At 71.8% G+C, this 21,154-nt stretch carries 18 protein-coding genes; 9 read left to right on the forward strand and 9 right to left on the reverse strand.

Going from position 1 to position 21,154, the window contains the following annotated elements; translation table 11 throughout:
* Nucleotides 1–6: 6 nt before the first annotated feature.
* The 5 genes from IEY96_RS23985 to IEY96_RS24005 all read right to left on the reverse strand — a co-directional run bounded on the left by IEY96_RS23985 (nt 7) and on the right by IEY96_RS24005 (nt 9,427).
* Nucleotides 7–1,542 (reverse strand): CBM96 family carbohydrate-binding protein, encoded by a 1,536-nt coding sequence (locus IEY96_RS23985; protein ID WP_189197051.1) that lies wholly within the window; start codon nt 1,540–1,542, stop codon nt 7–9.
* A gap of 85 nt (nt 1,543–1,627) precedes the next feature.
* On the reverse strand, nt 1,628–3,898 hold the full coding sequence (locus IEY96_RS23990; RefSeq protein ID WP_189197052.1) for a glycoside hydrolase family 71/99 protein: 2,271 nt from the start codon (nt 3,896–3,898) through the stop codon (nt 1,628–1,630).
* A complete protein-coding gene (locus IEY96_RS23995; protein WP_189197053.1) occupies nt 3,895–5,268 on the reverse strand; it encodes an alkaline phosphatase family protein in 1,374 nt (457 codons plus the stop codon). Before IEY96_RS23995 ends, IEY96_RS23990 begins: the two co-directional genes overlap by 4 nt.
* Nucleotides 5,265–6,914 carry a glycosyltransferase family 39 protein gene (locus IEY96_RS24000; protein WP_229791849.1) on the reverse strand — a complete coding sequence of 550 codons (1,650 nt, stop codon included), beginning with the start codon at nt 6,912–6,914 and terminating at the stop codon, nt 5,265–5,267. The genes IEY96_RS23995 and IEY96_RS24000 overlap by 4 nt, the downstream gene beginning before the upstream one ends.
* 2 nt (nt 6,915–6,916) lie before the next feature.
* A complete protein-coding gene (locus tag IEY96_RS24005; RefSeq protein ID WP_189197055.1) occupies nt 6,917–9,427 on the reverse strand; it encodes a glycosyltransferase in 2,511 nt (836 codons plus the stop codon).
* 809 nt (nt 9,428–10,236) lie between these two features.
* Between IEY96_RS24005 and rnhA the strand changes: the two genes are divergently transcribed.
* From rnhA to IEY96_RS24020, 3 genes are all read left to right on the forward strand, one after another.
* Nucleotides 10,237–10,713, forward strand: a complete 477-nt coding sequence (gene rnhA, locus IEY96_RS24010) for a ribonuclease HI (RefSeq protein WP_189197056.1) — start codon at nt 10,237–10,239, stop codon at nt 10,711–10,713.
* An 88-nt stretch (nt 10,714–10,801) separates the two neighbouring features.
* Nucleotides 10,802–12,025: a cytochrome P450 gene (locus IEY96_RS24015; RefSeq protein WP_189197057.1), complete on the forward strand. Its 1,224-nt coding sequence runs from the start codon at nt 10,802–10,804 to the stop codon at nt 12,023–12,025.
* Entirely contained in the window at nt 12,022–12,258 is a 237-nt protein-coding gene (locus IEY96_RS24020) for a ferredoxin (RefSeq protein ID WP_373293632.1), read from the forward strand. Before IEY96_RS24015 ends, IEY96_RS24020 begins: the two co-directional genes overlap by 4 nt.
* A 12-nt stretch (nt 12,259–12,270) precedes the next feature.
* Here IEY96_RS24020 and IEY96_RS24025 read toward each other — a convergent pair whose 3' ends face one another.
* The 3 genes from IEY96_RS24025 to IEY96_RS24035 all read right to left on the reverse strand — a co-directional run bounded on the left by IEY96_RS24025 (nt 12,271) and on the right by IEY96_RS24035 (nt 13,861).
* The gene (locus tag IEY96_RS24025) at nt 12,271–12,531 is read right to left on the reverse strand and encodes a hypothetical protein (RefSeq protein WP_189197058.1); all 261 of its coding nucleotides are present in this window, start codon (nt 12,529–12,531) and stop codon (nt 12,271–12,273) included.
* 36 nt (nt 12,532–12,567) lie between these two features.
* Nucleotides 12,568–12,804 carry a preprotein translocase YidC gene (locus tag IEY96_RS24030; RefSeq protein WP_107077813.1) on the reverse strand — a complete coding sequence of 79 codons (237 nt, stop codon included), beginning with the start codon at nt 12,802–12,804 and terminating at the stop codon, nt 12,568–12,570.
* 85 nt (nt 12,805–12,889) lie between these two features.
* On the reverse strand, nt 12,890–13,861 hold the full coding sequence (locus IEY96_RS24035) for a pentapeptide repeat-containing protein (RefSeq protein WP_373293633.1): 972 nt from the start codon (nt 13,859–13,861) through the stop codon (nt 12,890–12,892).
* Nucleotides 13,862–14,040: 179 nt separating this feature from the next.
* On the opposite strand from IEY96_RS24035, the gene IEY96_RS24040 reads away from it, so the two are divergent.
* Nucleotides 14,041–14,649, forward strand: a complete 609-nt coding sequence (locus tag IEY96_RS24040) for a hypothetical protein (RefSeq protein ID WP_189197060.1) — start codon at nt 14,041–14,043, stop codon at nt 14,647–14,649.
* 44 nt (nt 14,650–14,693) lie between these two features.
* Here IEY96_RS24040 and IEY96_RS24045 read toward each other — a convergent pair whose 3' ends face one another.
* Nucleotides 14,694–15,104 carry an SSI family serine proteinase inhibitor gene (locus IEY96_RS24045; protein WP_189197061.1) on the reverse strand — a complete coding sequence of 137 codons (411 nt, stop codon included), beginning with the start codon at nt 15,102–15,104 and terminating at the stop codon, nt 14,694–14,696.
* A 407-nt stretch (nt 15,105–15,511) separates the two neighbouring features.
* Here IEY96_RS24045 and IEY96_RS24050 point away from each other — a divergent pair, with 407 nt between their 5' ends.
* The 5 genes from IEY96_RS24050 to IEY96_RS24070 all read left to right on the forward strand — a co-directional run.
* On the forward strand, nt 15,512–16,543 hold the full coding sequence (locus IEY96_RS24050; RefSeq protein WP_229791844.1) for an ABC transporter permease: 1,032 nt from the start codon (nt 15,512–15,514) through the stop codon (nt 16,541–16,543).
* A 60-nt stretch (nt 16,544–16,603) separates the two neighbouring features.
* Nucleotides 16,604–18,349, forward strand: a complete 1,746-nt coding sequence (locus tag IEY96_RS24055; RefSeq protein WP_189197062.1) for an ABC transporter substrate-binding protein — start codon at nt 16,604–16,606, stop codon at nt 18,347–18,349.
* 62 nt (nt 18,350–18,411) lie between these two features.
* The gene (locus IEY96_RS24060; RefSeq protein WP_189197063.1) at nt 18,412–19,401 is read left to right on the forward strand and encodes an ABC transporter permease; all 990 of its coding nucleotides are present in this window, start codon (nt 18,412–18,414) and stop codon (nt 19,399–19,401) included.
* Nucleotides 19,402–19,415: 14 nt separating this feature from the next.
* The gene (locus tag IEY96_RS24065) at nt 19,416–20,480 is read left to right on the forward strand and encodes an ABC transporter ATP-binding protein (protein WP_189197064.1); all 1,065 of its coding nucleotides are present in this window, start codon (nt 19,416–19,418) and stop codon (nt 20,478–20,480) included.
* Nucleotides 20,477–21,154, forward strand: a 678-nt coding sequence (locus tag IEY96_RS24070; protein WP_189197065.1) for an ABC transporter ATP-binding protein, incomplete at its 3' end; no start/stop codon positions are given. The genes IEY96_RS24065 and IEY96_RS24070, both read left to right, overlap by 4 nt.

The following is a 21,154-nucleotide window of genomic DNA, read 5'->3' on the forward strand; positions in this document are numbered from 1 at the left end:
AGTCCTCTAGGGGTAGACGGTTCCGGTGCCGGCGTCCCGGATCGGGCCGGTGAGATTGCCGGTGAAGACGTTGTCCGGCCCGACCACCGTGGAGTGGCAGAGCGCCGAGGCTATGTTCAGCCCGTACCTCTGTGTCCTGGTCGTCTGGTCGTCGGTGGAGACGTTGCCCCACACCTGGTTGCCGTCGCAGGAGACCGCGTCGGCGGAGGTGATCCGGATGCCGTCGCGCCCGGACACGTCGTCGGAGCTGTCGACGACGGTGTTGCCGCGGACCTCGTTGTCGTCGCCGCCGTTCACGTTGATGCCGTCCTGGCCCGCCTGCGAGATCCGGTTGCCGGTGAGGACGTTGCGGGTCGGCTTCTTGTTCGGCTGGTCGGCGGTGGGCGAGGACTTGTTCAGCTGGATACCGTGCCCGCCGACGTCGCTGATGAGGCAGCCGGTGACCGTGTCCCCGCTGGACGCGAGCAGTTCGATCCCGTCGCCGGGGACGCCGACGATCACGCAGTCCCGGATGATGTTGCCCACGGACGACCAGCCCGCGTTCTTGCCGTCGAACACGATGCCCCGCCCTCGGGCCGCGGTCACCTTCACCCGCTCCACGCGGACGTCGTTGCCCTGGTCGAAGTCGAGCGCGTCGCTGGTCGACCGCGCCGGACCGCCGGCCGAGACGGTCAGGTCCCGCACGGTGACCCGGAAGGCGCCGGTGAAATTGAACGGCTCGGTGTCGGCGTCCGTGCTGTTGTAGTTGCGGATGACCGTCTGGTCGACGCCCGCGCCGGCGAACGTGACGGCGGTGATCTGGACGAGCTTGAAGTACTCGGCGCCGAGATCGAACACACCGGCGGCGAACTGGACGGTCCCGCCGCCGGTCTCGTTGAGGTCATGGACCGCGCCCTCGACCACGAACTTCAGGCTCCCGGTGTACGTCTGTCCGGTGGTCTGCGAGACCGCCCGGTAGCCGCCCGCGCCAGCGCTGACGACGAAGGGTGAGGGGGACGAGGGTGGCGGCACGAACAGCCGGGGCGGGCGGGTGCCCTCGCGGCTGGTGATCCGGAGGGCGGTGTCGTCGGTGGTGGTGAGCGCGATGGTGACCGGTCCGTCGCCGGTCACCAGCGACGACACGTCCAACGAGACCCACGTCCCGGCGGTGATCGGACCGCTGGCGTCCACCGTGGCGCCTACGCCCGGCGCGTTCGCCCAGGTGATCGCGGCCTCGTGCCACCCGTTGTCGGTGACCTGGCGCGCCGCCACTCCGGCACGCTGGCTCGATTCCGCGTAGAACCGCAGCACCGCCGGCGTGCCCGGCACGACGCCGGCGAGGTCGAACCGCAGGTAGGCCACCTGCCCGGGGGAGCCGTCGACCTTGAGGTAGCTCTTCGAGCCGAAGTTGGCGCCGGGGTCGGCGCTGCTGACGAAGCTGTCGGCCGTCGGGGTCCAGGCCGAGGCGGCATGCGCCGGGCCGCCGACGGTGATCGTCGTCGCGACGAGCAGGCCGACCAGGGCCGCGCTGCCCGGTCTGGCCCGGTGGTGTGTTCGTGACAAGGCAATCCCTCCTGGTGAAGACGTTGCGGGTGTGGAACGTGCCGCCCGCGCGACCAGTGCGCGCCTCCCCAGGAGCGAATCGTTGTCACTGCTCGATATCGGCCTCCGTTCCGGAGGGCCGGCCCGGCGGGGACGGTGATGAGCGACGGCGCTGGAAGAGCACCCCGAGCGGTAACAGCACCGCCACCGCCCCGGCGACCAGGAGCGCGGCCCAGGCGCTCAGCCCCCAGTGGTCGCCGTTGCCCGGCTCGCTGCTGTCCGCCGGCACCGCGATGTCGACGCGTACGCCGAGCAGGTCGGCGAGCACGTTGATGTCGGCGGCGCTGAAGCGTTCGCTCGGCTCGATGTGGGTGTTCTCGCTGAACTCGTTCCAGCTGATCACCCCGATCGCGTCCGGGTCGGAGAGGCGTGCCGCGGCGAACGAGGCCCGCAGGGTGTCACCCGCCCGGCGCGGCACCTCCCGCTTGCCGCCGACCAGGCGCGCGTCGAAGCCGGGCGTCACCGGGGCGATCCACAGCCCGCCCCGCTGGTGCACCGCCCGGGACATCGCCGCCAGCTTCTTCCCGCTGGTGCCGGCCGTCGGGTCCACCGAGGACCAGTAGTAGGCCTGGCCGTCCAGCGCGCCCTGACTCGACTCGATGTCCTCGAGGCTCTTCGCGTTCCCGAGGACCAGGAGCTTTCCCCGTACGCCGCCGACCGTGGCCCCGATCTGCGCCGCCGTGAAGCGGTCGCTGCCGGTCCAGACCACCACCGGCCGGCCGAAGATGTCGAAGACCGGGTCGGTGGCGTACCGGGTCGCGAAGTACGTGAGGTCCGTGCGGACGGTGTCGAAGGCCAGCGGGGTACGGGCGAAGTCGAGCCCCTGGTACACGATGCCCAGGCGGAAGTGCTCCTCCCGGGCCACCTCGACCAGCTTGGCCAGCCGCTCGTCGAGCTGCGGGGTGTGCTTCCACGACACCAGGAACCCGTTGATGCCGGCGGACTTGGCCATCCGCACGTGCCGCCGCATGATCTCGACGTCATCGCTGGAGTAGCGACCGAGCAGCGGGTAGTCGATCTTCGCGCGGTTCCAGGACGTCGGGTTGAACCAGATGTAGTAGTAGGCGAGGACCGGGACGGGAACCGCCGCCGGCCGCGGGGTGGCGTCCCCTCGATGGCCGACGGCGGCCCGGGCGGGCCCGGGTGGCAGCAGCGGGACGGCCAGCGCGGCAAGCAGCAGCACCAGGGTGACCCCGGCCCGCAGTGGCGCGGCCCGGTCATCCTCGGCCGGGAACCGCGGGGGTGCGCCCGCCCGTGGCCTCCGCCACCGCCGGCGGTGCCTCGACGGCGGGCGTCGTGCCCCGTCGCCGGCGGTCACGGCGCGGCCGGCCCGGCGCAGCCGGCCGAGCAGGTGCGGCCGTCCGAGCAGCACCAGGCCCACCGCGACGACCAGGATCGCGAGGGTCACCAGGGTCATGTCGGTCACGCTGATCACGGTGAGGGTCACCTCCTGGTCCTTGCTGATGCTGACCGGACGCCCGAACGACACGCCGCCGCCGAACACGGTGATCGTGTACGTGCCGCGCGGCAGGTCCGGCACCACCGCCGTGCCGTCCCGGCCGAACGGCAGCCGCTCGACGCCGCCGTCGGCGCGCGTGAGTTCGATGCCGTCGCCGACCTGCCGGGTGAAGAACATGTCGGTCGCCGTGAACGCGACGCGGAAGAAGAGCAGCTGCACCACCCACGCCTGCTGCTCCCACGGCACGAACTTCTGTCCCGCCCGGTTGACCACCGAGGTGCCGTCGACCATCGCGCTGTCGACCACGTAGTAGAGCTGCTTCGACACCAGCCCCTGCGGGCCCTGCTGGGTCCGGCTCTCGGAGACCCAGCGTGGCTGGGCCACCTCGGCGCCGGCGAGATCGTGGATCTCACCGGTGTTGCTGCGCAGCCGCATGGCGGAGACCCGGTCCGCGGGCACGGCGTCGCCGAACCGGTCGAGGAAGCTCCATGACACCAGACGCGCCGTGCGCAGACCGAGCTCCACGGCCTTGCCGTGCGCCCCGGCGTCGGGGTTTCCCCGGAACCGGTCGAAGATGACCTTGCGATCGGGGCTGATCCGGGTCTCCGGAACGACGAGGCGTTTCTCGAGGCCGACGAAGTCGCGGACGCGGATCGCGAGCCGGCCCCTGGTGTCGGACCTGGCCACCTGACCGTCCACCTTGACCACCACGCCGGGCAGCGGGGGCACCGTCTGCAGGTGCAGCGTTCCCGGCCCCGCCGACGAGGGCCGGGCGCTCGCGGCGGCCGGCAGCACGACCACCGTCAACGCGGCCGCGACCAGCGACAGCAGGGCGGCCCGCACGATGCGCCGGGTCACGACCATCGCCGCCGCCGAAGCGCCGCGACGCCGACCAGCGTCGCCACCAGGCTGCCCGTGACGGCGTACGAGGCGAAGACCGGAACCGGGTCCGGTCTGGTCACGACGGGGGGCGTGCGTTCGGTGCCGAGGAGGACGGCCGGCCGTGGTGGTCGGTCGAAGTCGAAGGCGTCGAGGAAGGTCTTCGCCTTGCGGTCGCGTTCGGCCAACGGCTTCAGCCGCCAGTTGACCTCGATGAACTTCAGCACCGAGGTGAAGTCGAGGGTGGTGGAGTCCACGTGCCCGCGTCTGGCGTACGGACTGACCAGCAGGGCGGGCACCCGGAAGCCGTATCCGTAGGCGTCGACCTGCGGCGGCGGCACGTGGTCGTACCAGCCGCCCCAGTCGTCGTACGACCACAGGAAGGCCGACGAGTCCCAGTCCGGCGAGCGCATCAGCTGGGTCACCAGCGTCCGGACGAGGTTCTGGCCGGCCCGGATGCTGCCGGGCGGGTGTTCGCTGTCCCCGGCCGGAGCGATGAAGGAGACGGCGGGCAACTGACCCTTGGCGGCGTCGTCGTAGTACTGGTCCAGGTCGACGATCTTGCTGAACAGCCGGGGATCGTCGACGTAGCGCGCGTATCCGAGCAGCGGCACCCAGATGACCTGCGCGCCCCGGTCGACGTCCTCCGCGCTGGTGCGCGAGCGGAAGGTGATCGTCGGGTCGTAGTTCTCCACGTAGAACTTCCAGCTGATTCCCGCCGCTTCCAGCCGGTCGAAGATGGTCGGGATGTCGCCCCAGCCGGCCGCCGGGATCGACTCCGACGGCCCGGCGGCACCCGGGCCACCGGTCACCCGGAACATGTGGTTGCGGATGCTGCCCGAATTGGACGAGCTGAAGAAGCGGTCGAAGAGCACGTACTCGTCGGCGATGTTCCAGTAGTACGGCAGGTCCCGGTCGTCGTAGTAGGCCATCGCGAGCTTGCCGTCCTTGCCCTGCGTGCTGACCCCCTCGACGAAGCCGTCCATGCGGCCGTTGTTGTACTGCACCCGGAAGGCCTCGGCCGTGTGGTCGAGGTCGAGGCTGCCCAGCTCGCCCAGGTGGAAGGGCTTGACGCAGGGCTCGGCCCGGCCCCGGCTGACCGGCATGCAGGTGCCCGGGGGGATCCCGTCGACGCCGGGCCTCGTGCCGAAGTAGTTGTCGAAGGTGTGGTTCTCCTGCATCAGGAAGACGAAGTGGTCGATCGGTGTGGTGGGGCTCGGTGCGGCCCCCGCCCCGGCGGCGTGCGCGGTCGCGGGCGGGTTCGCGAGCACCAGCAGGCCGGCGATCAGCAGCGCGCGGCCGAGCAGGCGACCGACGTGCCTGCGACGCGCGGAGTGAAGATCGGTCATGGACGCACCTCGTAGATGATGATCACGGGAACCGGGACGCGAGCCCCCGTGGAGTCGGTCCCGTTGACGAACTCGGTGTGCACGACGCGGCCGTGGTAACGGCGGATCAGGACCATCAACCGCTCCGAGAAGAACGCCGAGCGTCCGGCGGAGAACGAGTCCCAGACGACGTAGTGCAGGTCGTTGTGGCGCAGCCACCAGTCGGGGTTGGGCAGCGGCTCGTACGACGGGTTGCGCCGCAGCGGGTTCGGGCTCACCGAGAGGCCGTAGCTGCGACGGTGGCCGTAGTACTGGATGATGTTGGCCATCGACGGGCCCAGGGTGAGCACCACGGACCCCTGCGGCGTGTTCCTGGCCAACCATCGCCCGGCCTCCCGACCGCCGGGCACCCCACCGGACCCGGCGAGGAAGGTGGCGTTGTCCGCCCGGTTGACCGCGTGCCAGCTGGGCACGAGCAGGCTCAGGGCGACCACCACGAGCACCGCGGTGCGCACGGTCCGGACCGCGCGGGACGGCCCGACGCCCACCCGGTCGACCCGGCGGAGCAGGCGGCGGAGCCGTTCGGGCACCGGCATCCCGGTCAACGCCCGCGCCGCGAGTACCGCGACGGGTGCCACGGCGGGCAGCAGGTACTGGAAACCCTTGACCGGCCACAGTTGGAAGAACAGCACCGGCGCGGCGATCCACGACAGCAGCAGTGTCTCCCGCCAGGACCGGTGCCGGCGCAGCCACCACAGGCCACCGGCGGCCGCGGCCACCACGAGCAGCCCCATCGCCGGCGGCACCGTCTCCAGGTAGAACCCCATGGAGTGGTTGGGCCGCCGGAACAGCTGCCACACCAGATAGCTCTTGCCGGTCTGGGTGCGCCCGGCCATCGCCTGCGAGACCGGATGGGTCGCGAAGACCGCCGCCATCGCGGCGACCGCCAGCAGCGACAGTCGCACCGGACGACGCACCGTCGGGGTCAGCGCAAGGAACGCGTAGACCCCACCGGCCAGGACGATGCTCGTCTCCTTCGTCAGCATCGTCAGTCCGAGCATGCCGCCGGCCGCGACGTACCAGAGCACCTGCTGGCCCTGCACGAAGCGCACCAGGCAGTACAGCGTGAGCGTCGCGAACAGCACCATCGGACCGTCGAGGAGGACCTGGCGGGTGACGATCACGTGGTACGGCATGACGGCCACGAGCAGTGCCGCGACCAGCCCGACCCGCCGGCCGTAGAGCCGGGCGCCGAGCAGGTGGACGGCGAGTACCGTCGCCACGCCCAGCACCGCCACGACCACCCGCCCGGCCACGTCCACCTCGCCGGTGCGGAAGAACGGCGACAGGAGGGTCTGGAAGAGCATCGGGTGGGCGCGGAACACCGGGAAGAACGGCGTGTAGTTCGGATTGCCGGCGAGCGAGGCGGCCTGCCCGGCGTAGACCGCCTCGTCGCTGTTGAAGCCGAGGGCGTCCAGCTGCCACACCCGCAGGTACAGCGCCAGGGCCGCGATGGCGACGAGGGCGGACGGCGTGGCCCAGCGGCGCCGCCCGTGGCCCTGGCCGGTGTCCCCGGGGCGCGACACCGACGAAGGCGCGACGGGAGGGAGCACGACCGTTGCGGCGCAACGGTCGTGCTCCATCTCCTCGACGGAGGATCGGGTCATGCTCACGCACGAGCTCCGCTCGGGGCCAGCGCCCCAGGCCAACTCGGCCAGGTCGGCAGGAGCACCTGCTGCTCGGCCGGCGGGTCGCGACGTTCCGTCCGCAGCAGGGCCGGGATCTCGTCGGCCCAGCCGAACCGGTCCGAGGCCAGTACCCGGCTCCGCACGTGGGACAGGAACGCGGCGAGGATCTCCCGCTCCCGCTCGCGCAACTGCGCGTATCCCTGCCCGTCGATGGTGATTGCCGGCGCCAGGTAGCGGAACGGCGGGAAGCCGTACGCGTCGTCGGTGTTCTGGATCATCCGCTCCAACGTCTCGTCGGCGCCGAGCTCACTGATCCGCGGCGTGCCGCGTTCGATGATGAACAGCTCCTCCACCCGGGTGCTGGTGCCGATGCGGCAGGGCACCAGCCGGTCGACGCTGTACTTCGGCGGCGGGATGAGCCGTTGGGTGATGGCGTTGATGCCCATGATCGGCACGTTGAACCGGCTCAGGGTCAGCGCCAGCGACCGGCCGCCCTTCGAGTGCAGCCGGCTCTGGAACTGCAGTCGGCGCCACTCGGCGGGCGTCAGGTCCTGGGCCTGCACGGCCCGCAGGGTGTGCGCGCTGATGGTCAACGGCTTGGGGAAGCACGTCGCGACGCCGTCCGGACCGATCAGGGTCATGTCGTCGGAGAGGAAGTGCCCGCCGTGGTCGCGCAGCAGGCGCAGCACGGTGGCGGTCTTGCCCGTGTCGGTGAGGGCGGAGAGCATCACCCCGACGCCGTTGAGGTTGACGCACGCGGAGTGCAGGAGCATGTGCCCCCGGGAGACCAGCACGAACCGCAGCAGCGCCTCGATGATGTTGGTGTAGACCACGTGCGGCGACCGGGCGAGCAGCGGTCCGACCTGGATGTCGATCGGCGAACCGAGCTGGATCCGGAAGTTCGCGCCCAACCGGCCCAGATGCTCTTCGTACCGCAGGACCGACTCGTTCGCGTACTCGGTCATGGCGGCCCGGCGCTGCGGCCCCCGGCCGCCCACATCACTGACCCGCACCGCGATGTCGACGTCCGAGTCCGCGACCCACTGGGCGCGGAAGAACTCCAGCTCCGGCAGCATGATCTGGGAGCCGATGGTGACCACTCCGGCCACGTCGTACCGGTACGCCAGGTACTGGTACCGCTTGCGGGAGGGGGTGGCGGCGGCCTCGGGGGCCCTGAGGTTGACCAGCATGCGGACCGGATCGCGCCGGCCGGTGCTGCCCGGGGAGTAGATGACCCGATCGTTGATCAGGAACCGGACGAGGAAGAGGGCGGCCAGCGTGAGCGCGTTCGACGTCAGGATGCCGACGCCGGCCCAGACCAGGGCCTGCAGCACCGGCAGGCGCACCAGCAGCAGCACGTTGTTCAGCAGGAAGAAGCGGCTGGCCCGGCCGGCCCGCGAGCCTTGCCGGGTGCGCCGGTAGATGAGCAGGTCGATGAGGACGAAGTTCCACGCCGTCGACAGCTGGGTCGCCAGCGTGGCGCCCAGCAGGTGGTGCAGGTTGGCCGGCTCGTAGAAGAACCACAGGGCGGCGGTGTTCACTACCATGCCGGTCAACCCGACCAGTCCGAAGGCGACCATCCTGATCAGCTCCGTCAGGCGGTCACGGGTGGTGGTCGGGCGCTCCCGCATCTGGCCGACCAGCCGCTGGCTGCGCAGCCGCCCCAGGTGCCGCAGGAAGGTCAGCCCCTCCCGCACCGACGCCTTGGACCGGCCGGCGTGCCGGTGCGCCATCTTGTAGGCGACCTCGGCGACGCGGGCACCAGGGTGGCGGACGACCAGTTCCAGCAGCACCTTGAAGCCGATGGGGTTCATCCGGTCCAGGTCGACGGCCGCCCGGCGGAAGGCGAACAGGCCGCTCATCGGATCGCTGATGGTGGTCAGGCGGCGCGGGAAGAGGCTCTTCGCCAGGCGGGTGGCCCACGACGAGGTCGCCTCACGGGCCGCGCCGCCCAACCCTTCGGTGGAGCCCTCTCCGGCGTAGCGGGTGCCGATCACCACGTCGACGTCGTGTCGCATCGCGATGTCCGCCAGCCTGCCGGCCGACTCCGGCGGGTGCTGGAGGTCCGCGTCCATCACCATGACCCACTCGCCGCAGGCGTGCCGCGCGCCGAGCAGCACGGCGCCGCCCAGGCCGCCGTCCCGCGCACCCGGCGGTCGGTGCAGCAGGCGTACGGTGACCGGGGCGTCGGTCGCGTGTCGCGCCAGGACGTCCACCGTGTCGTCGTCACTGTCGTCGACGAAGATGATCTCCGCGCCCAGCGCCGCGACCGCCCCGCCCAGGCGGGACAGCAGCGTAGGAATGTTCTCCGCCTCGTTGCGGGTCGGTACCACGACACTCAGCCGCACCTGCCGGTCGGACGCCGGCCGGTGCAGGTAGTGCGGCGCGGGCTCGGCGGCGCGGGAGTTCCGGCGCCGCCGGATCTCGCCATCGGACTCTTCGGCCTCCTCGTCGTCCTTCGCCATCGAGGACGCGTGCGCGACTTCGGTCATTCCACCCTCCATCAGTTGCGCTTCCAGGCAGCGCCGAGCCGTCGCAATTGCCGCTCGGAAACAGCACGGAAGCCGGTCGGAAATATGCGCGGAACCGACTCTGGTTCGGTCCCGACGCGGTGGCGCTCAAGGGGATGGCCGCGGTGTCGTCAGAGATTACGAAGGGCGAACGCGAAGTGTCTAACAGCTGAACAGTCGTGAAAGTGACAGTTGCTCGCCCGGGGCATGGCCCCCGGAATCACTGCTTCCACCTGCGCGAAATATGGTTAGGCAACCCTCTCGTCGCGCTGAGTGACCGCTCAATGGAGCCGGTGGCGGGGCGGCGTGGCCAGCACGCGACGGGCCGGGAAGCGTCTGCTGTAGCGGCGATCGGTGGCGTCGCAAATGGAGGGTCGACGCGACGGCGGCGCGATTCGCCTTCACCTACAGCTATCAGACCGAATTGTTTAGGATGACGTCGCGGTGGCCATTCGGCTGAGTGTTTGCTTCGTAAAGTATCGGCCGATGTCCACCGGGGCACCGAGAAATTCCCCGAACGGAGTGGCGGGTTTACCGGTTCGCCGTCGGCCGCGATGGCCGAGCAGCCCAGCGCCGGCCCGGCCACTCGGAGGGCTCGTGGCACCTGATTGGTGGGACAGGCCGCCCGGTCCGGCGTGCCGACCCGTCCGTGCCGACGACGGCCGCCCGCATCCAGGCCCGCATTCCGGTGCACGACGCGGTCAGTCGAGCGGCGATTCCATATCGGGACGGTGGCGCCGCTGTCCGGGTCGGGTGGTCGCGGGCGCGGGCGTACCGGGTAGGTTGCCGGCATGGCGGAGGCGGCGACCGGCGGGGTCGTGGAGATCTGGACCGACGGGGCGTGCAGCGGCAATCCCGGCCCCGGCGGCTGGGGTGTGCTGCTGCGCTGGGGCGGGCACGAGCGGGAGCTGTGCGGCGGCGAGGCGACCCCGACCACGAACAACCGGATGGAGTTGACCGCCGCGATCCGGGCGCTGGAGAGCCTGACCCGCCCGGTCACCGTGCGACTGCACACCGACAGCACGTACGTGCGCAACGGCATCACGGGCTGGCTGGCGTCCTGGAAGCGCAACGGCTGGCTGACCGCGGCGAAGCAGCCGGTGAAGAACGCCGACCTGTGGCAGCGGCTGGAGGCGGCCTGCGCCCGGCACGAGGTGACCTGGCTCTGGGTGAAGGGCCACAACGGACACCCGGAGAACGAGCGGGCCGACGCGCTGGCCAACCGGGGGATGGCCGAGGCGCGGGCGGCGGCGCCGGCCGCTCGCTGAGCCCGGGGCGGGTTGTGTCGACCTCGGTCGATGGGTGACGTAGCGGATCGATGCCGTCACGGACAGTCACCCTCCCGGAGGTGTCCGCGTGACCGTTGCGCCCCTCACCGACCTGCCGCTCTGGCCCCCGACCAACCTCGACCGTGACCCGCTCGTCCCGCTCGACGCGGGGGAGCGGCGTCGGTTCGCCGGCCCGGTCACCCGGGTCCGGCTCCCCACCGACGCGACGGCCTGGCTGGTCACCCGGCACGCCGACGTCAAGCAGATGCTGCGCCACCCCGGCTTCAGCGCCGACCTGACCCGGCCGGGCTTCCCGCTGCTGCGCCGGATCCCGCCCGGCGCGTTCGGCGACCGCCGGGGCGGGTTCATCCGGATGGACGGCGCCGAGCACGCCCGACTGCGCCGGATGCTCACCGCCGAATTCATGATCAGGAACGTGCGGCGGATCGAGCCGCTGATCCGGCAGACCGTCGACCGGGCGCTGGACGAGCTGCACGCCGCCGGCCCGCCCGCCGACCTGGTCGCCCACGTCGCCCTGCCGGTGCCGTCGATGGTGATCTGCCACCTGCTCGGCGTCCCGTACGCCGACCACGACTTCTTCCAGGAGCGCAGCCGGACGCTGATCGACCGGGACGCCCCGCCCGAGCGGGTCCAGCGGCACGTGCGGGAACTGCGCGACTACCTGCACCGGCTGGTCGAGGCGAGGGTGGCCACCGGGGAGCGCACCGACGACCTGCTCAGCCGGCTGGCCCGGGACCGCGTGGACACCGGGGAACTGGCCGTCGACGAGCTGGTCGGCATGGCCGTGCTGCTGCTCATCGCCGGCCACGAGACCACCGCCAACATGATCGGGCTGAGCACCCTGCTGCTGCTCCGCCACCCCGCCCGGTACGCCGCGCTGCGCGACGACCCGGGCCACGCCGACGGCCTGGTCGACGAGCTGCTGCGCTACCTCAGCATCGTGCGCACGGGACTGCCCCGCCTGGCCACCGAGGACGTCGAGATCGGCGGGCGGCTGATCCGGGCCGGGGAGGGGGCCATCGCCGTGCTCTCCCTGGCCAACCGCGACCGGGCGATCTTCGACCGGCCGGACGAGTTCGACCCGTACCGGGCGGCGCAGCAGCACGTCGCGTTCGGCTTCGGGGTGCACCAGTGCATCGGCCAGCCCCTCGCCCGCGCGGAGCTGCGAATCGCGCTCGTGGAGTTGGCCCGCCGGTTCCCCCGGCTGCGCTCGGCCACCACGGAGGGGCGGCTGCCGACCCGGGACAGCTCGGTCGTCTACGGCCTCGACGCGCTGCTGGTGACCTGGTGAGCGGGGCGGTGCGGGTCCGGGTGGACCGGGACCGCTGCTGCGGGGCGGGCAACTGCGTGGTGACCGCGCCGGAGGTCTTCGACCAGGACGACGAGGACGGTCTCGTGCTGCTCCGCCGCGCCGAGCCGCCGGCCGGCACGGTCGACCGGGTGCGGCTCGCCGTGGAGCTCTGCCCAGCCGGGGCGATCAGCGTGGTGCCCCGGCCGGCGCCGCAGCACTCCGCCACGCCGTGACCGCGGGTCCGCTCACCGCTCCGGGCGGCCCTCCTCGATCTCCTCCGGCTCGTTCGCCGGGTCCGCGGTGCCGGAGACCTCGGCGACGTCGTAGCCGGCCCGGCTGACCTCCCGGGCGGAGCGGCGCTCCTCGGCCGGCAGGTCGGCGAAGTCGTCACCGGTGTCGTCGGTGCTGTGCAGGGACTCGCCCGGCGGGCGCAGCGACGCCTCGTACGCGGTCGCGCCGTCGGGCTCGTCGGTGGCGGCGCGGCCGAAGGACTCTTCACTCGTCATGTCGCACTCCTGCCCGTCCCGTCCGGAGGCAAACGCTCAGCGGGCCGCGTCCGGGTGGGTCGGCATCGAGGAGCCGCCGGAACTGCTGCCCGACGAGCCACCGGCCACGCCGGATCCGTCGTCCTCGGTCACCTCGTCCGGTTTCGGCGCACCCGGCTCCGGCGCCGGCACGTCGGTGTCCGCCTCCACCTGGACCAGCCGGGCCTGGCCGGCCTCGTCCTCGGCGTGCGCCGGATCGACCGGCTGCCTGCCCTGCCGTGTCTCGTACTTCACCGGTCCGCCTCCGTCCGTCGCCACGGTGACGCGGCCTACCCGGCCCGTACGCGGCGAAACCCCGGCCGCCCTCGGGTGCGTGCGGTCAGCGGCGGCGTCGGCCCGCGGCCGGTCCGCCGTTCGGGCGCCGGCCCGCCGACCGCCCACCGGAGGGCCGCGGGCCGCCGGGCGACCGGAGCGGGGTGACGGTCAGCGACCAGTGCGCCGGGCGGCGCAGGCCGGCCGGCAGGACCGTCCGGTGGTCGCCGCGGGCCGCGTCGAGCTGGGACTGGTGCACGAACAGGCAGTCGCCGAGGTCGGCCCCGCGCAGGTCCGCGCCGCGCAGGTCCGCCCCGGTCAGGTCGGCCGCGCCGAGGTCCACCCCGCGCAGGTCCGCGCCGATGAGGCAGGCCCCGCGCAGGTTCGCGCCGGCCAGCCCGGCCCGGCGCAGGTCCACGCCGATCAGCACCGCGCCGCGCCGGTCCACGCCGGCCCGGCCGGCCCGCGCCTGCTCGCCGGCCCGGGACAGCAGCCGGTTGACCCGGTCCCGTTGCGCGTCGACGTCGACGGCGAGCAGTTCCTCCGGGGTGCCGTCGGTGAGCCGCCCGGTCTCGGTGAGGGCGGCGGCCAGCTCGTCCCGCAGCCGGCCGGCCGGGGTCAGCGCCAGGGCCTCGGTCAGATACCAGAGCAGCTCGTGCAGGGGGCGCATGACCGCGAAGGTGTCGAACATCCGCCGCGCGGTCGACGGGTCGGCCCGCCAGTCGCGCCCGCCGAAGGTGCCCTGCGCGACGTGCTGGCCGGCGCCGAAGCAGTCGAACACGGTGCAGCCGGGGAAGCCGCGCTGCCGCAGGTCCTGGTGGATGCCGCAGCGGGAGTCGGGTCGCAGGTTCGGGCAGGGCTGCCCGGCGGGCTTGTCGAGGGCGAAGTCGGCGGAGGCGGCGAACGCCGGCGCGACGCAGCAGATCCCGAAGCAGCGCGCGCAGTCGGCGTGCAGCTCCCGGTTGCCGCGGGCGGCCGGGCGAGCGTCGCCGTGCTGGCGAGCCTCGGGCCCGCGCCGCTGGTCCTCCGCCTCGGACACGCCCCCGGCCTCCCGCCCGTCACCGCCGGCCGCGACCATCGCGCCCGCCGCCATTGTCCGCCCGGGCCGCCCCGCAACGGCCGCCGGGGCGCGGGAGTGTGACGGGCCCGCCCGGTTCCGGCCCGGCGGCGCGGTGGCTCTCCGTATGGTGGCGGTGACCGGCACCGGAGGGCGCAGGGATGGACGACGACGCGCGGGAGCAGGCGCTGCTCACCGCCCTCACCACCGAGCACTTCGTGCTCCAGACCGGCCGCAGCGCCACGGTCGCCGAGTCGGTGGGCCGGACCACGGTCTTCCTGTCGCTGCTCTCCGCCGCGCTCATCGGGCTCGGCTTCGTGTCCGGCAACGGTCCGCTGCTCCGGCCGTACCTGGGCGCGGTGCTGCCCACCCTGGTGGTCACCGGGCTGCTCACCTTCGGCCGGCTCGTGCAGAACATGGTGGAGAACTCCCTGGACCTGCAACGGATGCAGCGGATCCGGGCCTGGTACCACCAGCGGCTCGCCGGCGACCAGGACTTCTTCGCCGACGCGGCGACGCCCGGGGGCGAGATGCGCTCCGCCTGGACGGCGGTGGGCGCCCGGCCCGGCCGGTGGCAGCTGCTGCTGACCGCCGCCGCGCTGGTCGGCGCGATCAACGCGCTGCTGCTCGGCCTCGGCGCTGCCCTGCTGGCCGGGCTGGCCGGCCTGTCGACCGGGCCGGCCGTGCTGGTGGGCGTGCCGGTCGCGCTGGTGTCGTTCGCGGCGCAGGTCGCGTACATCGGCCGGGCCTCGATCTCGATGACCCACTGAGCGGGGCGCGGCGCCCGCGCACGGCGGGCGCCGCCCGCGTCCGCTCAGAAGTCGAACAGCACGTCGGTGCCGCGGCGCAGCTCGCACCGGTTGTCGAAGGTCCGGGTGTACGCGACCGGCCGGTCCTGCCAGAAGCCCACCGCGCGGGCGGTGACCGGTGCGTACTCGCGGGTGCACGGGCCGGACCGCACGTCGAGCGCGTCGAGGTCCCCGTCGACGCGGGCGACGAGCCGGCACGCGGTCGCCGGGTCGGGGTGCAGCCCGCCGGCGGGACCGCAGGTCAGCACGGTGGCGCGCATGTCGTCGTCGCCGCCCTCGACGGTGAGCAGCAGCACCGAGGGGGTCTCCGGGCCGGGGCGGGGCGCCGCGCCGGCCGCCGCCGGTGCGGTCGTCGCGGCGAGGCCGCCGAGCGCGGCGGCCAGGGCCAGGGCGGCGGTACGTCGGGCGAAGGGCATGGGTCGTCCTTCCGTCGGGGCCCCGGGTCGGGGCCGGGTGTCGGCCCGGGCGTCGTGCGACCGGGCCGACGAGAACCCTAGGTGGACGGTGTGAACGCGAAGCGTCACGAAGTGTTACGCCCTTCGGCCTCCGCGGGCGATGGGTGTGACATCGGTGCCGGGAAATGTCCGATCGGTTGACAACCGGGATCGGGCCCTGCGGAAAGCCATTGCGGAACTGTCGAGCGAATGGCCGAACGGATGACAACCGAAGCCGGCCGTTATTGCGACGACGCTTTCCGTAAACCGTATCGTTGTCGATTCCTGACAACCGATCCGGCCGTTACCAGAACGATTCAAAGGGCTGTTCCCCAGCGGTTTACCGTCGAGTGGCAGGACGTTATTCGTCGCCGTCGGGAGGACTCCTCATGAGCGACCTGTCCCACCCACCGTCGTTGACCGCACCCGGCGACCCGGCCGCGCCGGACCCGGCCGTCAGCGCCACCGCCCCACCCGGCACCGGCGCTCGGGAGATCCTGGGCCGTTCACCCAACCAGCTCGCCTGGCTGCGTCTCAAGCGGGACCGGACGGCCCGGGTCAGCGCCGTGACACTGGCCGTCGCCGCCCTCGTGGCGCTCGGCGCGCCGCTGCTCGGCCGGCTCACCGGAATCGACCCCACCGACAAGTTCGTCGGCCGGCTCAACGATTTCGGAATGCCGATCGGCTACGCCGGCGGTATCAACGCCGACCACTGGCTCGGGCTCGAACCCGGCAGCGGCCGGGACATCCTGCTCCAGTTGGTGTACGGCCTGCGCACGTCATTGTTCATCGCCTTCGCCTCGGCCCTGCTGGCCTCGTTCATCGGGGTCGCGGTCGGCGTGCTGGCCGGCTGGGCGCGGGGCTGGCTGGACAGCGCGGTCAACTGGTTGATCGACCTCACCCTGGCGTTCCCGTTCCTCATTTTCGCCCTTGCCGTGATCCCGATCCTCCAGGACCGCTTCTACACCGAACGGGAGGCGCCGCCGCCGGCCTTCCGGGTCGCCCTGATCATCGCCACCTTCGGACTGTTCAGCTGGACCTACACCGCGCGGCTGGTCCGCGGCCAGGTGATCTCCCTGCGCGAGCGGGAGTTCGTCGAGGCCGCCCGGGCCGCCGGCGCCGGGACCGGGCACCTGCTGTTCCGGCAACTGCTGCCGAACATCTGGGCGCCGATCCTGGTCACCGTCTCGCTCAACGTGCCGCAGTTCATCGCCATCGAGGCGGCGCTGGCCTTCGTCAACATCGGCGTCACCGAACCCACGCCCGACCTCGGCCGCATGATCTACAACAGCATCGGCTACGTCGCGAGCGACCCCTGGTACACCCTGTTCCCCGGGTTGACGATCTTCCTGCTGGTCCTGGCGTTCAACCTCTTCGGTGACGCGCTGCGCGACTCGCTGGATCCCCGGTCCACCCGGTAACCCCACGGCCATCGAAACGCCCGGCCGGCGGGGGCCGCCGGGCGGGAAGGGAGCACACCCGTGCGCGCACGAACCCGGACACTGACCGGTGTCCTCATCGCGGCGGCGCTCGTCGCCGCCGGTTGCAGCCCGACCACCGACGACGGAGGCGGTGGCGACGGCAAGGCCAAGACGCAGACCGGCTCCATCTCCTACGAGGCGGCCGACAACCAGGGGCCGGCGAAGGCGGTCGACGGCGCCAAGGCCGGCGGCACGCTCACCGTGATGCAGAACTCCGACTTCGAGCACCTCGACCCGGCCCGGAACTACGTCAACGTGCAGCAGGTCACCGGCGGGCTGCTCTACCGGGCGCTCAACGGCTACAAGGAGGACGGCAGCGGCAAGCTGCTGCTCGTCGGCGACCTCGCCACCAGTCCCGGCAAGGACGTCAACAACGACTGCAAGGTCTGGGAGTTCACCCTGCGCGACGGGGTGAAGTACGAGGACGGCTCGGCGGTGACCAGCAAGGACGTCGCGTACGGACTGGCCCGCTCGTTCGCCGCGAACCTCAACGAGGGGCCGCACTACATCCAGCAGTGGCTCTACCCGGGCGGCGCGTACAACGCCACCTACCAGGGGCCGTACGACGGCGGCAAGGCGGTGCCGGACGGCGTCGAGACGCCCGACGACCGGACCATCCGGTTCACCTTCCCGCAGCCGCACTGCGACCTGCCGTACGCGGCCGCGCTGCCCACCACCGCCCCGGTGCCCGCCGGCAAGGACACCCGGGCCAACTACGACCTGCGGCCCTTCTCCTCCGGCCCCTACAAGGTGAAGTCCTACGAGCGGGACGTCGCGCTGGAGCTGGAGCGCAACCCCAACTGGGACCCGAAGACCGACCCGATCCGCAACGCCTACCCCGACCGCATCCGGGTCACCTTCGGGCTGGAGCAGGCGCAGATCGCCGAGCGGCTGGTCGCCGACGCCCCGGCCGACCAGGCCGCGCTGAGCTGGACCGACGTGCCGCCGGCGGTGCTGCCCCGGACCACCGCCGCCGGCGTCGTCGAGCGGGTGGTCAAGGGCCCGACCCAGTACACCTGGGTGCTGAGCATCAACACCCAGCGGGTCACCGACCTGGCCATCCGCCGGGCGCTGAACTACGCCGTGGACAAGGACGCCGCGCTCAAGGCGCTCGGCGGGCAGGCCGCGGGCAACCCGGCCACGACGCTGATGTCGCCGACCACCGCCGGCTGGCAGAAGTACGACGTGTTCAACGCCCCGGTCACCGGGGACAAGGCGAAGGTCACCGAGCTGCTGGCCGGGAAGAAGCCGAAGCTGGTGCTCGCCCACTCCAACACCGAGCTGCGCACCCAGCAGGCCGAGGCGATCCGGAAGAACCTCACCGACATGGGCTTCGACATCGTCATGAAGCCCATCGACAACACCAGCTACTACGACGAGATCGGCCGCAAGAACAACCCGTACGACCTCTACCTCAGCGGCTGGGGCTCGGACTGGCCGACCGGCTCCACCATCATCCCGCCGGTCTACGACGGCCGGGAGATCGTCGACGAGGGCAACAACAACGTCTCGTACCTCAACGAGCCGTCGGTCAGCGCCGAGGTCGACCGGGTGCGTAACCTGCCCGCCGCCCAGCAGGACGCCGCCTGGATGGCCCTGGACGAGAAGATCATGCGGGAGTACGCCCCGGTCGTGCCCTGCTACTACGACGCCACCTACGAGCTGCACGGCTCGAAGGTCGGCAACGCGTTCCTCAGCGACGCCTTCGGCATCATCTCGCTCAACGGCATCCACGTGAAGCAGTGACCGTCCGTGGGGGCGGTCCACGCCGGACCGCCCCCACCCGTCCACCCGGGGGAGGTGCTCCCGTGCTCCGATTCGTCGTCCGGCGGCTGCTCGTCGCCGCGGTGACCCTCGCCGTGATCAGCCTCGTCACCTTCGGTCTCTTCTTCGCGGTGCCGAGCAGCCCGGCCAAGGTGATGTGCGGCAAGAACTGCACCGCCGCGGACATCGCCCAGGTCGAGCGGCGGCTCGGCATCGACCAGCCGCTGCCGCGCCAGTACACGGAATTCGTCAAGGGCGTCTTCGTCGGCCGCACGTACGGCGAGGGGGACTTCCGCCAGGACTGCCCGGCGCCCTGCCTGGGCTACTCGTTCCGCAACAACCAGCCGGTCACCAAGATCATCGCTCAGCGCGCTCCCGTGACCTTCAGCATCGTGCTCGGCGGCGCGGTGCTGTGGCTGACCCTGGGCATCTCGCTGGGCATGGTGTCGGCGTTGCGCCGGGGCACGGCCCTCGACCGGGCCGCCATCGGGGTCACCCTGGCCGGCGCGTCCATGCAGGTCTACTTCTTCGGCCTGATCCTGCTCTACCTGCTGGTCTACTCCACCGGGTTGCTGCCGTTCCCCAGCTACACCCCGTTGACCGAGAACCCGGCCCGCTGGGCGGTGGGGCTGCTGCTGCCCTGGATGACGCTCGGCTTCCTCAACTCGGCGCTCTACGCCCGGCTGGCCCGGGCGCAGATGCTGGAGACCCTGTCGGAGGACTTCGTCCGTACCGCCCGGGCGAAGGGTCTCTCCGCCCGGCAGGTGCACACCCGGCACGCGCTGCGCGCCGCGGTCACGCCGATCGTCACCATCGCGGGCCTGGACATCGGCACCAGCCTCGGCGGCACCTTCATCACCGAGACCATCTTCGGCCTCCAGGGGCTGGGCAAGGCCACCGTGGAGGCGGTGCAGTTCCTCAATCTGCCGGTGGTCATGGCGACCGTGCTGCTGGCGGCGGTGTTCATCGTGGTCGCCAACATCGTGGTCGACGTGCTCTACGCGGTCATCGACCCGCGGGTCCGGCTGAGCTGACGGGAGGTATCGACATGGTGGAGCTTCCGGTGCCGCGTTCCGGCGAGGGGCCCTATCTCCAGGTCACGGACCTGCGGGTGCGGTTCGACACCGAGGACGGCGTGGTGAGGGCGGTCGACGGGGTCTCCTTCGCCGTCGAGCGTGGTCGGACCCTGGGGATCGTGGGGGAGTCGGGTTCGGGGAAGAGCGTGACGTCGCTGGCGATCCTGGGCCTGCACAACCCGAAGCGCGCGGCCATCTCGGGGGAGATCTCCGTGGGCGGCCGTCAGCTGGTCGGCATGCCGGAGGAGGAGGTGCGGCGGCTGCGGGGCCGGGACATGGCGATGATCTTCCAGGATCCGCTGTCCGCCTTGCACCCGTACTACACGGTCGGTAAGCAGATCGCCGAGGCATACCGCGTGCATCACCCGCGGGCCGGGAAGCGGGAGGCGCGCACTCGGGCCGTGGACATGCTGGGCCGGGTCGGCATCCCGCAGCCGGGGAAGCGGTTCGATCAGTATCCGCACGAGTTCTCCGGGGGTATGCGGCAGCGGGCGATGATCGCCATGGCCCTGGTGAACGACCCGGACCTGCTCATCGCCGACGAGCCGACCACCGCCCTGGATGTGACGGTGCAGGCGCAGATCCTGGACCTGCTCAGTGATCTGCAGGAGGAGTTCCGGTCGGCGATCATCCTGATCACCCACGACCTGGGCGTGGTGTCTCAGGTGGCTGATGACGTGCTCGTCATGTACGGGGGTCGGGCGGTGGAGCGCGGGAGTGTGGAGCAGGTGTTGCGGCGGCCGCAGCATCCGTACACGTGGGGGTTGTTGTCGAGTGTGCCGTCGTTGCACGGCGACGCCGACGCGGACCTGGTGCCCATCAAGGGCAACCCGCCGTCGTTGATCAACCTGCCGTCGGGTTGCGCGTTCCACCCCCGGTGCCGTTACGCCGGCCGCAACGGCGACCGCTCCCGCACCGAAGTGCCGGACCTCGTTCCGGCGACCGAGCGCGGGCACCTGGTCGCCTGTCACCTGCCGGAGGCCGCCCGCCAGCGCCTCTACCGCGACGAGATCGCCCGGGTGGGGGTGGCCCGATGACCGAACCGCTGCTCAAGGTCCGTGGCCTGGCCAAGCACTTCCCGGTGCGCGGCGGCTTCCGCGGCGGCGGCCTGGTGCGGGCCGTGGACGGTGTGGACTTCGATGTCCGCCCCGGCGAGACGCTGGGTCTGGTCGGTGAGTCCGGGTGTGGGAAGACCACCACGGGGCGGATGCTGGTGCGGCTGCTGGAGCCGACCGCCGGCACCATCGAGTTCGCCGGCCGGGACATCACCCACGCCCGGCGCGGTGCCCTGCGGCCGTTGCGGCAGGACCTGCAGATCATCTTCCAGGACCCCTACGCCTCGCTGAACCCCCGGCACACCGTCGGCCGGATCGTGGCCATGCCGCTACAGGTCAACGGCATCAACCCGCCCGGCGGCATCAAGAAACGCGTCCAGGAACTGCTGGAACTGGTCGGGTTGAACCCGGAGCACTACAACCGCTACCCGCACGAGTTCTCCGGCGGCCAACGCCAGCGCATCGGCATCGCCCGCGCCCTCGCCCTGCGCCCGAAGCTCATCGTCGCCGACGAACCCGTGAGCGCCCTCGACGTCTCCATCCAGGCCCAGGTCATCAACCTGCTACGCGACCTGCAACGCGACCTCGACCTGGCGTTCGTGTTCATCGCCCACGACCTCGCCGTCGTGCGGCACTTCTGCCACCGCGTCGCCGTC

It is taken from the genome of Micromonospora fulviviridis, assembly GCF_014648395.1.
GTDB classification, from domain to species: Bacteria; Actinomycetota; Actinomycetes; order Mycobacteriales; family Micromonosporaceae; genus Micromonospora; species Micromonospora fulviviridis.